Raw genomic sequence first — 13,319 nt, 5'->3', positions numbered from 1 at the left:
ACGGTGCGAACCATGACGACGCCACTCCCACCCACCGCGCCACCCCCGCCCACGGCCCCGGCTCCACCTACTGCCCCACCCACCGCCCCGCCCACGGTCCCGACTCCACCCCCGGCCCCGACTCCGCCCCCAGCCCCGGCCCCGCCCGCGGCCCGGATCCCACCCCCTTCCCCGAGCCCGGCCCCGTCCACGGCCACGACTCCGCCCCGCCCGGTCGGGCTCGACCTGGCGGGCCGCACCGCGCTGGTCACCGGCGCCGCCGCCGGCATCGGCCGCGCCTGCGCGCTGCGGCTCGCGGCCGCCGGTGCCCGGGTACGGGCCGTCGACCGGGACGCGGACGGCCTGCGCGCGCTGGAGGCCCAGGCGCGTGAACTGCCCGGTACGGTCCGGCCGCAGGTGCTCGACCTGACGGACCTGGACGCGGCCGAGGCGGCGGCCGCCGGCGTCGACGTCCTCGTCAACAACGCCGGGCTGCAACACGTGCGGCCCCTGGAGGACTTCCCGCCCGAGGTCTTCCACACGGTGCTCACCGTCATGCTGGAGGCTCCGTTCCGGCTGATCAGGGGCGCCTTGCCGCACATGTACGGCCAGGGTTGGGGCCGTATCGTCAACATCTCCTCCGTCCATGGGGTGCGCGCCTCTGCCTTCAAGTCCGCCTATGTGGCGGCCAAACATGGTCTGGAGGGGTTGTCCAAGACAGCCGCGCTGGAGGGCGCGCCCCACGGGGTCACGTCCAACTGCGTGAGCCCCGGGTACGTGCGCACGGCGCTCGTGGAGCGGCAGATCGCCGATCAGGCGGCGGCCCACGGCATCCCGCCCGAGCGCGTCCTGTCCGAGGTGCTGCTCAGGGACACGCCCCTCAAGCGGCTGGCGGAACCGGAGGAGGTGGCCGAGGCCGTCGCCTACCTCTGCACGCCGTCGGCGGCCTTCGTCACCGGCACGTCCCTGACCCTCGACGGCGGCTGGACGGCCCACTGACCCCGCACGACTCGGTGACCGGAACCCGGGCCGGACCGTCGTCCACAGGTCTGGTGCACCCCGACACACGGCAGGTATCCCTGTGACCATGTCCGAGGACCAGCACCCGCTACCCGACCCCCGCCCGCCCGCTCACCCCCGCCCGCCCGCTCACCCTCGCCCGCCCGCTCACCCAGGCCCGCCCGCTCACCCAGGCCCCGACGCACGCCCCGGCTCCGCTCACTCCCACCCCCACCCCGAGCCGGACGCCTACCTGGAGCTGCTGGCGCGGGGCGCGGCCGCGGAGGCGTACGACCGCCCGGTGCTCCTGGCCCGGGCGGGCGGCGCGGACGCCGCCGCGCTCGCCGAACTGGAGCGCGCCAAGCAGCTCGCGCTGCGCGTGCGCGCCGAGTTGGAGGGGCGCCGACGCCGCGAAGCGGAGCTGTCCGCCCTGTTCGAGACGGCCCACGACCTGGCGGGCCTGCGGGACCTCGACGCGGTGCTCCGCGCCATCGTGCAGCGCGCCCGCTCCCTCCTCGGTACCGAGGTCGCCTACCTCAGCCTCAACGACCCGGTCGCGGGCGACACGTACATGCGCGTCACCGACGGCTCGGTGTCGGCGCGTTTCCAGCAGCTCCGCCTCGCGATGGGGGAGGGTCTCGGCGGGCTGGTCGCGCAGACGGCCCGCCCGTACGTGACGGACGACTACTTCGACGACGACCGGTTCCGGCACACGCGGACCATCGACGCGGGCGTGCGCGACGAGGGCCTGGTCGCCATCCTCGGGGTGCCGCTGACGCTGGGCAGTCAGGTGATCGGCGTCCTGTTCGCCGCGGACCGCCGCGCGCGGGTCTTCGAACGCGAACAGGTCGCCCTGCTCGGCTCGTTCGCCGCCCACGCCGCGGTCGCCATCGACACGGCGAACCTCCTGTCGGAGACCCGCGCGGCCCTCACCGAGCTGGAGCGCGCCAACGGCATCATCCGGGACCGCAGCGGCGTCATCGAGCGGGCGTCGGAGGTCCACGACCGGCTGACGGAGCTGGTGCTGCGCGGCGGTGGCGTCCAGGACGTGGTGGACGCGGTGTCGGAGGTCCTCGGCGGCACGGTCGAGTTCACCGAGGCGCCGCGGCACCGGGCGTCCGCCGACGGCCGTGCGGTGCTGCGCGGAGCGGACGTCACCGCCGCGGTGTCGGCGGGCGGCGAGGTGTTCGGCGCGCTGGTCCTCCGGGGCAACGCCCGGCTCGACCCTGTCGACCGGCGGACCCTGGAGCGCGCCGCCATGGTCACGTCCCTGCTGCTCCTCGCCCGCCGCTCCGCCGGCGAGGCGGAACAGCGGGTCCGGGGCGAGCTGCTGGACGACCTGATCGACACGCCGGACCGCGACCGGGGGCTCCTGGAGGAGCGGGCGGCCCGGCTGAGCGCCGACTTCGACGTACCGCACGTGGTCCTCGCCGCGCGGGTGGACCGCCCGGCAGCGGAGGAGCACGCCCGTGCCGACCGGCGGCGGTTGTGGTCCGCGGCCTCCCACCTCGCCGCCACCCACCGGGGCCTGGCCTCCACCCGGGACGGCGGTACGGTCCTGCTGCTGCCGCTGCGCCCGGGGGACACCGCGGCGGCGGTCGCCCGCCGTACCGCCCTCGACCTGGGCCGCACCCTGCGCGAGCCGGTGACGGTCGGCGCGTCGTGCGCGGTGGAGGCGCCCGCCACCCGCCCGGGCGCCATCGCCCCGGCCTACGCGGAGGCCCGCCGCTGTCTGGACGCACTGGCGCTGCTCGGCCGCACGGGCGAGGGCGCCGCCGTGGAGGAACTCGGCTTCCTCGGTCTGCTCCTGGCGGACACCCGCGACATCGACGGCTTCGTCGACCGTACGATCGGGCAGGTCATCGCCTACGACCGGCGCCGGGGCACCGACCTGGTCGGCACGTTGGACGCGTACTTCGCGAGCGGCATGAGTCCCGCCCGCACCAAGGACCGCCTGCACGTCCATGTGAACACCGTGGCGCAGCGCCTGGAGCGGGTGGCGCGGCTCCTGGGCGACGACTGGCAGTCCCCCGACCGGTCCTTCGAGGTCCGGCTCGCCCTGCGCCTGCACCTGATGGCCCCCGCGCTCACGCGGTGAGGGGCCCGGGCGTCCACGCGCCCCGGCCCCTCACGGCGTCCACGCCTCCCGACCGGACGCCCCCGTACACCTCCGCCTCCGCCTCCACTCACCCGTTCCGCGCCGCTGTGGCGCCGGTGCGGGGTGGGTCGTGCCGGAGCGGGCTGGGAGAGTGGGAGGTATGAACATCGTTCGTCGGAAGAGCGGCGCGGTCACCGGTGACCCGCGGGGGCCGGTGGTGGTGCCGGCCCACGGGGTGGGTGGTGATCAGAACTTTCGGCGCCTGACGTTGCCCGCCCCGGTGGAGGACTACCGGGTGGGGTTCGACTACGTGGGCTCCCGCCGCTCGGACCCGTCCGCCTTCGCGGAGGAGCATCACGCCTCCTTGTCGGGGTACACCCGGGACGTGGTGGAGGTGTGCGAGGCGCTCGACCTGCGCGACGCGGTGTTCGTGGGGCACCCCGTCAGCGCGATGAGCGGCGTGCCGGCCGCCGGCATGGCCGCGGAGCGCGTCGGCGCGAGCACCGACTTCCCGGCGCGCCGGCCATGATGTGCCGCACCGGGCAGCAGCCCGACCCGCAGGGCCGCAAGACGGCGAACGCGACGTTCGCCGCGCTGCTGGAGGACAGCGCCGAGGAACTGTACGACGGCGCTCCGTGCGGGTACCTGTCCACATTGATGGACGGCACCATCGCGAAGATCAACACCCGGCTGCTGGGCTGGCTCGGTCTGGAGCGGGAGGCGGTGGTGGGCCGGATGCGGTTCACCGACCTGCTGACCGTGGGCGGCAGGTTGTACCACGAGACGCACTACGCGCCGCTGCTGCGGATGCGGGGCGAGATCAACGGCATCGCCCTGGAGGTCAGGCAGGCCGGTGGCGGCCGGATGCCGGTCCTGGTCTCCTCCGTCGTCAAGCACGGCAGTACCGGCGACCCGCTGCTGATCCGCACCACCGTCTTCGACGCCCGGGACCGCCGTGCCTACGAAGAGGAACTCCTGCGCGCCCGGCAAGCGGCTGACGGAGCACGCAAGCAGGCGGAGGCCGACCGGGCCCGGCTGCAGGACGTCCTCGCCGTGCTCCAGCAGTCACTGCTGCCCGCCACCCTGGCGCGGGTACCCGGCGTGGAGACGGCCGCCCACTACCGCACGGCCTCCCCGGACCAGCTCGGGGGCGACTTCTACGACCTCTTCCCCGTCGACGGCACGCGCTCCGCCTTCTTCCTCGGTGACGTGTGCGGCAAGGGCCCCGAAGCCGCTTCGGTCACCTCCCTGACCCGCTACACCCTGCGCGCCGCCGCCCTGCACGACCCTGACCCCGTCTCCGCCCTGTCCACCCTCAACCAGGTGCTCCTCGAGCGTTACACCGGGAGCGACCCGCGCTACTGCACCGCCGTCTTCGGCGTCCTCGAGCCCGACCCCGCCACCGGACGGGTCCACGTCCGCCTCGCCTCGGGCGGCCACCCCTCGGCCCTCATCCTGCGCGCCGACGGCACGGCCGACTTCCTGCCCACCCCCGGTGGCCTCCTCGTCGGCATCCTCCCCGCCGCCCCCTTCACCACCGCCACCACCACCCTCACCCCCGGCGACACCCTGCTGCTCTACACCGACGGCCTCACCGAAGCCCGTACCGGTGAGGATCGCACCAGCCTGTACGGGGAGGAGGCCCTGCGCGACTTCGTCGCGGGCCACGCCGGCGAGCCGCCCCAAGCCGTCATCGAGGCGCTGACCGGCCTCCTGGACGGTTTCGGTGACGGCCTCGACGACGACACCGCCCTGCTCGCCCTCGGCGTGCCGGGCCACGCCGCCGCCCCCGAGACGAGGACCGCCGGATGAGCGCGCTGAAGGTCACCACCCGGGACGCCCCGACCGGCCCGGTCCTGAAGATCGTCGGCGATCTCGACTACCACACCGCCGGCGAGCTGCGGGCACGGATCACCACGCTCACCCTCCAGCCGGGCCGGCGCCTCGTTGTGGACCTCGGCGACATGGAGTACTGCGACTCCAGCGGCATCACCGCCCTGATCGTCGTCCGCAACCACGCCCTCGCCGCCGACGCCGACGTCGCGCTCGCCGCGGTCCCCGACCACACCCTGCGCGTCCTGCGCATCGTGGGCCTGGACCAGATCTTCGCCCTCCACCCCCGACCGCGACGCCGCCGGCCGCCTCTGACGGCCGGCTCCGGGGCGCGGGACCGGCGGGTCCGGCCGCGCAGGCAGGCCGGGGCCCTGACGGGTGAACCCCCTCCGCCGTCCGGGCGGAGGAATCCCGCGTCCAGGAAGACCGCGCCACCGCGCGCGGCCGCGTACCGCCCGTACGACGGCCGGCGCGGCGGGCGCCCCCGTGCGTCCAGCGCACGTCGAATCCGTGACGGTCCCCTCGGGGCGGTGTGCGATGCGTCCTTCCCCCACCGCTCCCCTCCCGGGGTCGCCGGCCCCCACGCCCGGGCGCTCCCGGCGCCGCCGCTCGGCACGGGGGCCGGTCCGCTCCCAGGCCGGTGGACCGCGGCCACCGTCACCGCCCGCCGATGCCCCGGGTGGCATGTCTCGACCCGCGTCACCGGGGTACCCGTGCGGGCCCGTACCCGCACCGTCCACCGGAGCGACCTGCCGGGAGTGTGGTCATGACCAGCGCCGTACCCAGCCGGAGCAAGCCGATCGTCGTCGGTGTGGACGAGGGGTCGGGCCAGGAGCGTCTCGTCCTGTTCGCCGCGCGGGAAGCGGCGCTCCGCGGCTGCCCCCTCCAGGTCGCCCATGCCATCCGGTCGCCGCTGACCGGTACGCGCGGCGACGAACCCGTCGAGCACGACGGGGGCTCGGCGGCGAGCGAGGGGGCACGCCTCCTGCGCCGGTACGAGGACCTCGCGCGGTCCGAGTTCCCCGAGGTGGCCGTCGCGGGCGAGCTGCCCTTCGGACACGCGGCGGCCGTACTGGTCGAGTGGTCCCGGGACGCGGAGATGATCGTGGTCGGCCATCGCGGCAGCGGCGGCTTCCCGCGGCTCCCGCTGGGTTCGGTCAGCTGGCAGGTCGCCACCCACGCGCACTGCCCGGTGGTCGTGGTGCGTCCCGGCGTGACCGCGGAGCCCCGGGAGGGCCGCGTCGTGGTCGGCGTGGACACGGGGGACACCTCCCTGGAGGCCCTGGACCTCGCGTACGTGGAGGCCGACCTGCGCGGAGCCCGCCTGGAGCTGGTCCACGGCGCCTTCAGCCCCGGGATGGTCCCCACCGGCCCGATCGGCATGGTGCCCCCAGACTTCGCGGTCCTGGACCAGGGGGCGCGTGACTTCCTCACGAAGGAGATCGACCGACGGCGCGACCGCCACCCCGCCGTGCGGGCCGACCTGCGCATCGAGCACACGCGCCCGGCCACGCTGCTCGCCGAGGCCTCACGTGACGCGTCCCTGCTCGTCGTCGGATCCCACGGCCGCACCGGCCTGCGCAGGCTGATCCTCGGGTCCGTCAGCGCGGAGGTCCTGCACACGGCCGAGTGCCCCGTCGCCGTCACGCCGGCCCCGGGCGCCCCGAACGCCGACTGAACCACTTCCCCGTGCCGGGACGGCGGCGGCCGGCGCACGGCTCCCGGAGGAAGGGTGGCCGCATGAGCACACCACGAGAGCACCCCAAGCCGATCATGGTGGGGGTGGCGGACGGCCCCGTCCCGCACGCGGTCGTACGGTTCGCGGCCCATGAGGCCGCCTTGCGCCACGCGGAACTGCGGATCGTCCACGCCCTGCCGCTCCTGGCCCCGGCCGACGACCACGTTCGTTCGCCGGAGTCCGCGGCGCGCGGCGCCGCGGTCGTGGAGGGCGTCGAGGAACTCGTCCGCCTGCAGTACCCCGACGTCACGGTCACCTGTGCGCTGCCCATCGGGCACCCGGCCGGCATGCTCGTCGACCTCTCCGCGGAGGCCGCACTCGTCGTGCTGGGCCACCGGGGCAGCGGCGGCTTCCCGCGCCTGCCCCTGGGTTCGGTCAGCCGGCAGGTCGCCACGCACGCGCACTGCCCCGTGGTCGTCATCCGGCCGGGACGGACCGCCCACCAGCCGCACGACCGCGTGGTGATCGGGGTGGACGTCGACGACGTCCGCGACGAGGCGCTGGACCTCGGCTACGCGGCGGCCGACCGCCGCGGGGCCCATGTGGACCTCGTGTACGCGCAGGACGCGCGCTTCCCGCCTCCCGCTCCGGTCGGCGTGGTGCCGCCGGTCTTCGGCCTGCTGCCTCCCGGTCCGATCGAACCGCTGCCGGAGGCCGGGGCCGGGCACGACGCGGCGTGCCACCTCCTCCACCGGGAGGTCTCCCGGTTCGGGAGCCGGTACCCGCGGGTGGACGCGGACGCCCACATGGTGCCGGGCCGGCCCGCGGACGTCCTGGTCGAGTGGGCGCGCGACGCGACGCTGCTCGTGGTCGGCTCGCGCGGCCTCACGGGCTTGCGCCGCCTCCTGCTCGGCTCGGTCAGCGCCGAGGTGCTGCACACGGCCGAGTGCCCCGTGGCCGTCGTCCCCGCTCCCGCACGGGACTGACGGTCCCGGCCACCGGGACCGCGGGGCGTGCGGCCACCACGACCGTGACGGTTCAGCCCCCCCGTCACGAACCGCCATGGTCGTCGCGCGGGCCGTCCTCGACGTCGTAGACGAGGAGGCCGTCCGTGCGCAGGCGCACCCCCGGCGTGGGGGAGTGCGGACTCAGCCGGCCGTCGTGCATGAGGTGGCCGACGGGGACGCCGCGTGCCAGGACGGCGAAGTCGGCGATGAGGCGCCGGTGGCACCGCCACCACACCGCTTCGCTGCACATCACCGCCGTGCGGTCCCGCTCCGCCTGCCGCAGCACCCGCTCCACGGCGGCGACGAACTCCGGTGTGCGGGTGTGCCCGGCGTAGCCCCGGAAGGAGGCGTTGCGCCAGACCGTGTCGGGCGAGTCCGGCGACGGCCTGCGGAATCCCCCCAGGTCCGGCTCCCACCGGTACGCGATGCCCTCCTCGGGCAGCCACTCGGCGAGCCGCTGCCGCGACACGTCCGGGTCCCGGCGGCTGCCCGGGGCCGTTCTGACGTCCACCACGGCCGTGACGCCGGCCCGACGCAGCAGCTCCGTCAGCACCGGCCGGCCGGCCGTGCTGTGACCGAAGGTGATCAGCTGCGCCATGGGTCTCCTCCCGGGTGCCGCGTACCGGTCCCGCGGTCGCCGCCGCGGCCGACGCGGCGGAGCGCCGGCCGGCCCCTGACGGGTATCACCGCTCGGACCGGCGCAAACGGAGGGGGGTGCTCGGACCGGCGGACCTCCCCGAGCGCACCACCGGCACCGGCACCGGCACACGGAGTACGGCTCCGACCGGGGTCGCGGGGTCGCCGGGGTCACCGGGGTCGCGGGCGGAGTCCTCGGCGCCGGGGTGGGACCGGCGGGCAGTGTCGTGGAGCGCCGAGGGGACGGGTGACGTGACGGGCGGCTTTCGAGCACGGGGCCACGCGTGAGCGTCTGAGACAGGAGCTGCCGGACCGGCTCACCCCGGTGACGAGCGGCCTCGGCCCGCCGCTCCCGCTCGTCGTCGTCGGCGAGCGCGTAACCGGGCCCGGAACGCCGCTGCACACCGCCTCGGAGGCGACGACGCCCCCGCGGCGGAGGGCCGCGTGGACCGCCCCGGCGCCTGACGCCGTTCTACGCCCCGCGTACGGCGGCGAGGGCCTCTCGCGTGGTCTCTTCGGCGCTGCCGCTGATGGGGACGCGAGCCCCCCGCTCGTCGGCGGCCAGGGGCTCCAGGGTGTCCAGCTGCGAGCGGAGCAGCGACACCGGCATGAAGTGGCCCCGGCGTGCCGCCATGCGTTCGGCGATGAGCTCCGCCGAGCCGTGCAGGTGGACGAAGAACACCGACGGCGCCGCCGACACGAGACGGTCGCGGTAGCGCCGCTTGAGCGCCGAGCAGGTGATGACCCCGCCTCGTTCGCGCTGCTCGTGCAGCCACTGGGCGATGGTGTCGAGCCACGGCCCCCGGTCGGCGTCGTCCAGGGCGACCCCGGCCCGCATCTTGGCCACGTTCTCCGGCGGGTGGAAGTCGTCCGCTTCCGCGAACGGCACCTCCAGGGACCGCGCCAGGGACTGCCCGACCGTCGTCTTGCCGGAGCCCGACACACCCATCACCACGACCAGCGGAGCAATCTCGTCCCACACCATCACCTCAGGCTAACGCAGCATCACGAACCGACGGCCGGCCGGGCCGTGACGACGGACGACCGGAGGGAAGAACTGAGGGACGAACTGAGGGACGACTGGAGGGGCCTGGCGACGATCGCCACGGGGGAGAGGACGAGGAGGCGGAGGGGGAACCCGGGGCGAGCGCGACTCAGAACCGGTACCCGATCTTCTTCTCCCGCATCAGCTCCTCCAGCTCCCTGTCCGTCAGCGGGTGCAGGGAGTCCAGGAAGCGGCGTAGCCCGGCTTCGTCGAGGGTCTGGCTGGTGACCTCGGCCTCCGCGTTCCGGTGGCGGCGCGTGAGGGTGACCGCGCGGGTGCCGCCCGGGAGGTCGCGGACCGTGCGCATCTCGCCGTGCGCGTCCACCGCGCAGGACACGCCCGGCTCCGGGAACTCGGGGCAGCGGAGTGCCGGCGTGAGCGCCGGGCGCATCGCCAGGGACACGTACGCGAACACGTCCTGCCGGACGGCGCGGTACTCGACGCCGAAGTACGCGGAGCCGGCCTCGGCGCGGGAGACCTGCATGCCGGGCGGTGCGGTGCCCAGGTGCATCAGCTCCGGGTTCTCCCGGAACCGCGCGACGTCGGCCTCGTGCCGGTGCCGCTCCGACTGCGCCGGACCGACGAAGCCTCCGTAGGCCACTGCGGCCGCCAACGCCGCCACCGCCCCCGGCCGCAGCCACCGGTCCGGCACGAAGAGCGCCGCGGCCACGGCGTACGGCACCCCCGTCAGCGCGATCCGGGTACCGGCGCTCCCCAGGTCGACGCCCTCGTCGTAGGCGGCCAGCCCTGCCAGGACGCCGAGGGTGCCGAGGACGAAGACCAGTACCGCCCACCCGAGCCGCCGCGGCACGGAGCCGCACAGCGGCACCACGGTCCGCGCCGGTGTGCCCGCCGCGGCCAGCAGGCCGACCGCCGCCGGCACGCCCAGCGCGAGGACCGGCACCGCCGCACCGGCCCCACCGCCCCAGGCCGCCCCCAGCACACCCAGGCCGAGCATCGGCACCGCGGCCGTCATCGCCGCCCACACCAGGAAGAGGTGCAGAACCGTCAGTGTCCTTCCAGCGCTCGTCATGTCGCGGATCCTGTCAGCCGGCGTCCCCGGGCACATGAGTTCCCGTACTCACTGCCGCGTCCGCTTGCCCGGGGCGCGTACCGCGGCGACGAGAACCGGGTACGCCAGTGCCGCCGTGACCGGGACGCGGGCGAGTTCGGTCCGGGGCCGAGGAACACGCACCGGCCGGTGCCCCGCGCGAGCGGTCCTCCCCGTCGGAGGATCCCGGGCCGGCCCCTACAGGTCGATCACGACCTTGACGTCGTCCGGCTGCCGCCGGAACGCGTCGGGGGCGCTTTCGAGCGGCACCCGCCTGGTGATCAGGCGTTCCAGCCAGACCAAATCGGCCTTCACCAGGGCGTCGGCGGCTTGCCGGTAGTGCCGCAGGTTCGCGTTGACGGACCCGACCACGGCGTCGTTCTCCAGCACGATGTCCCGGTTGATCGAGCCGGCGTCCACGGTGACGCGGCGGCCGGCGGGCGACACGCCGGTCAGGCACACCACCCCGTAGGAGGCGGTCCCGGTCAGCGCGGCGAGGACCAGGCCGCCGGCTCCGGTGGCTTCGATGATGACGTCCGGGCAGACCTTCTCGATCACCTGTGTGGCGTCCTCGGTGTGGTACACGGCACCCAGGTCCCGCACCAGCGCGGGCTTCGGCCCGTCGGTCACGCGGTCCAGGACGTGTACCTCCAGTCCGCGCTGCGTACCGAGCAGGGCGGCCAGCAGGCCGATCGGGCCGGCGCCGGTGACCAGGGCCCGCCGCGGCTCGAACCAGGAGCGCCGACCGACGCGCTCCACCTGCTCCCACGCCTTGGCCACGACGGAGGTGGGTTCCATCAGCACCCCGACGGGCTCCAGGTGCGGTTCGAGCCGTACCGCGTAGTCGCTCTCGACGCACCACAGCTGGGAGCCGCAGCCGTCGATCTCCTTGATGCCGCGCTCCGTGTAGCGGCCGTTGCGGCACATGTCGAACTCGCCGTGCGCGCAGGCGCCGCACGGTACCGGATCCGGTCGGCGCACCACCCCGGCCACCAGGTCACCGGCCGCGAAGCCGCTGCCGGGGGCGGCCCGCTCCACGCGGCCCAGTGACTCGTGCCCGAGGACGAGCCGGTCGCGTCCCGGCGGTGCCCATCCGTACCGGCCGTCCGCGATCTCGTGGTCCGTGCCGCAGACACCCATCGCCAGGCCGCGGACGAGGAGCTCCCCGTCCGCGGGGGAGGGGTCGGGGACCTGCCGCACCTCCAACGAGTCCTTCCGGCCGGGCCGTACGGTCAAGGCGCGCATGGGTCGTCCGCCTCCCTCTCCACTCGCTCGTCGTGTCCGTCCGTGCCGATCACGGCCGTCCGGCGCGGCGCTGCCGCCCCACGACCGGCCGTCCGCGAGTCCGGTCGGTCCGGCGGCGGGTGAGCGGCACGCCCAGCGGGACGTGTACCTGTTTCGGCGCCGAGTACGCACGCGCGCGGCGCCGGACGGCTGCCAGGCCCGTGCGCACCGGCTGCGGTTCGACCAGCGAACGTCCCACGGGGGACCCTGCTCCTGCCGCTCCTGCCGCTCCTGCCGCTCCTGCCGCTCCTGAGGCGGGGCCCGGGGCTCAGCGCCACCGGGTGGCGGCGTCGGCGTCGTGGTCGGTCCCCGTCCGCTCGGCCGGCGCGTCGTCCTCACCACCCGGAATGCCGGCGAGGTCGTCGACCTCGAAGAGCCGCGCGATGGGGACATCGGTGCTGCTGTGGGCGACGATCGAGAAGGCGATGCAGACCGCGATCAGGGTGTACGCCTCCTCGCCCTGCGGGATGCCCGCCTGGAGCACCAGCAGCCCGTACACGACGGACGCGAAGCCCTTGGGCCCGAACCAGGCGGCCACGAGCCGCTCGCGGCGGTCGAACGCCGTACCGATGAGCGACAGCAGGAGCGACGCCGGGCGGATGAGCACGATCGCCAGGACCACCGCGACGTACCCGCCCACGGAGAGGTTCCCGAAGAGGTGTGGCGTCAGCAACGCACCGAAGACCAGCAGGGCGGCGAACTTCGCCAGCTCCGCCAGTGCCTCGCCGAGGGGCTCGAACGCCGCCTTCGCCTCGGGCGACACGGCGACGATCACGGCGCCCGCGGAGAACGCCGCCAGGTACGGGTTGGCGTGGGTCAGGTGGCACAGGGCGTACAGGAGGATCCCGGTGGCCAGCGGAAGCATCGGCTGCAGCTTCGGCTCCGCGCCGAGCAGGCGGAACCGTACGAGCCCGTTGACCAGCAGCGGCAGCAGCACGCCGAAAGCCAGCCCCAGTCCGAGCTCCAGGGCGATCATCCCGAAGGACGTCTCGGCGTCGCCGTTGCTCGGGCCGGCCGCGGCGATGAGGACCAGGACGACCGGGAGCGCCAGTCCGTCGTTGATGCCGCTCTCCACGTTCAGCAGCTGCCGCAGCTTCGGGGGCACCTCCTTGCGACCCACGATCGCGGAGGCGAACACCGGGTCCGTCGGTGCCAGGACGGCGCCGACGAGGAAGGACGTCGTCCAGTCCAGGCCGACCAGGTAGTGGGTCACCAGCGCCATGCCGAGGAAGGCCAGCGGCATCCCGAGTCCCAGGGCCCGGGCCGGGCTCTTCCAGCCGGACCGCAGCTTGGGGAACGACACGTGCATGCCGTCGGTGAACAGCACCGCGAACAGGGCGAGGTCAGCGGTGACCGCGACGATGCCACTGTCCGGCGTGATGTGGATCAGTCCGAGGAACCCGTCGCTGACGAGCGCGCCGCCGACGAGGAAGAGGAAGGACGTGGACAGCACCGTCCGGGCCGCGAGCCCGGAGAGCAGCACCGCGACGAGCAGAGCGGCGCCGAAGACGGCTACGAGCACCATGCGAGAGACTCCCGTTCCAGCGAGGACAGCTGTTCCCTGTTCGCCGACCAGCCTTGCCGCCGGCACTCCGCCGCGGACCCTTCCCGTTCCTCACGCGTCCCTGACAGGGGGTCCGGCGTACGCCCGGCCCGGCCACGCCGCCGGCCCTCGGCAACGACCGCGCGCCTACCCGCTGACGGCCGGC

The 13,319-nt window shown here is 74.9% G+C and carries 10 protein-coding genes and 2 pseudogenes; 7 read left to right on the top strand and 5 right to left on the bottom strand.

Annotated features, from left to right (window positions below; translation table 11 throughout):
• Positions 1–156: 156 nt before the first annotated feature.
• From NRO40_RS02730 to NRO40_RS02700, 7 genes and pseudogenes are all read left to right on the top strand, one after another.
• Complete coding sequence (locus tag NRO40_RS02730) at positions 157–978, top strand: 3-hydroxybutyrate dehydrogenase (RefSeq protein WP_079046792.1); 822 nt, start codon at positions 157–159, stop codon at positions 976–978.
• An 88-nt stretch (positions 979–1,066) separates the two neighbouring features.
• The gene (locus NRO40_RS02725; RefSeq protein ID WP_079046791.1) at positions 1,067–3,076 is read left to right on the top strand and encodes a helix-turn-helix domain-containing protein; all 2,010 of its coding nucleotides are present in this window, start codon (positions 1,067–1,069) and stop codon (positions 3,074–3,076) included.
• 160 nt (positions 3,077–3,236) lie between these two features.
• A pseudogene (locus tag NRO40_RS02720) lies at positions 3,237–3,575 on the top strand (alpha/beta fold hydrolase); the annotation flags it as partial.
• 29 nt (positions 3,576–3,604) lie between these two features.
• On the top strand, positions 3,605–4,888 hold the full coding sequence (locus NRO40_RS02715) for a PP2C family protein-serine/threonine phosphatase (RefSeq protein ID WP_058940346.1): 1,284 nt from the start codon (positions 3,605–3,607) through the stop codon (positions 4,886–4,888).
• Positions 4,885–5,196: pseudogene (locus NRO40_RS02710) on the top strand (STAS domain-containing protein); the annotation flags it as partial. The gene NRO40_RS02715 and the pseudogene NRO40_RS02710, both read left to right, overlap by 4 nt.
• 479 nt (positions 5,197–5,675) lie before the next feature.
• Positions 5,676–6,587 carry a universal stress protein gene (locus NRO40_RS02705; RefSeq protein WP_058940345.1) on the top strand — a complete coding sequence of 304 codons (912 nt, stop codon included), beginning with the start codon at positions 5,676–5,678 and terminating at the stop codon, positions 6,585–6,587.
• A gap of 62 nt (positions 6,588–6,649) precedes the next feature.
• Positions 6,650–7,573 carry a universal stress protein gene (locus NRO40_RS02700; protein ID WP_079046779.1) on the top strand — a complete coding sequence of 308 codons (924 nt, stop codon included), beginning with the start codon at positions 6,650–6,652 and terminating at the stop codon, positions 7,571–7,573.
• A gap of 64 nt (positions 7,574–7,637) precedes the next feature.
• Here NRO40_RS02700 and NRO40_RS02695 read toward each other — a convergent pair whose 3' ends face one another.
• The 5 genes from NRO40_RS02695 to NRO40_RS02675 form a co-directional block, all read right to left on the bottom strand.
• Positions 7,638–8,192, bottom strand: a complete 555-nt coding sequence (locus NRO40_RS02695) for a DUF488 domain-containing protein (protein WP_058940343.1) — start codon at positions 8,190–8,192, stop codon at positions 7,638–7,640.
• A 510-nt stretch (positions 8,193–8,702) separates the two neighbouring features.
• The gene (locus tag NRO40_RS02690; RefSeq protein WP_058940342.1) at positions 8,703–9,215 is read right to left on the bottom strand and encodes a gluconokinase; all 513 of its coding nucleotides are present in this window, start codon (positions 9,213–9,215) and stop codon (positions 8,703–8,705) included.
• 169 nt (positions 9,216–9,384) lie between these two features.
• Positions 9,385–10,308 carry a hypothetical protein gene (locus tag NRO40_RS02685; protein ID WP_058940341.1) on the bottom strand — a complete coding sequence of 308 codons (924 nt, stop codon included), beginning with the start codon at positions 10,306–10,308 and terminating at the stop codon, positions 9,385–9,387.
• A 216-nt stretch (positions 10,309–10,524) separates the two neighbouring features.
• On the bottom strand, positions 10,525–11,571 hold the full coding sequence (locus NRO40_RS02680; protein ID WP_058940340.1) for a glucose 1-dehydrogenase: 1,047 nt from the start codon (positions 11,569–11,571) through the stop codon (positions 10,525–10,527).
• Between the two features lie 307 nt (positions 11,572–11,878).
• Positions 11,879–13,135, bottom strand: coding sequence for a cation:proton antiporter (locus NRO40_RS02675; RefSeq protein ID WP_058940338.1), 1,257 nt, complete (start codon positions 13,133–13,135; stop codon positions 11,879–11,881).
• Positions 13,136–13,319 lie beyond the last annotated feature (184 nt).

The organism is Streptomyces changanensis (genome assembly GCF_024600715.1).
Classification (GTDB): domain Bacteria; phylum Actinomycetota; class Actinomycetes; order Streptomycetales; family Streptomycetaceae; genus Streptomyces; species Streptomyces changanensis.
The sequence above is the reverse complement of the archived record's forward strand: the minus strand, read 5'-3'. Positions and strand labels throughout refer to the sequence as shown.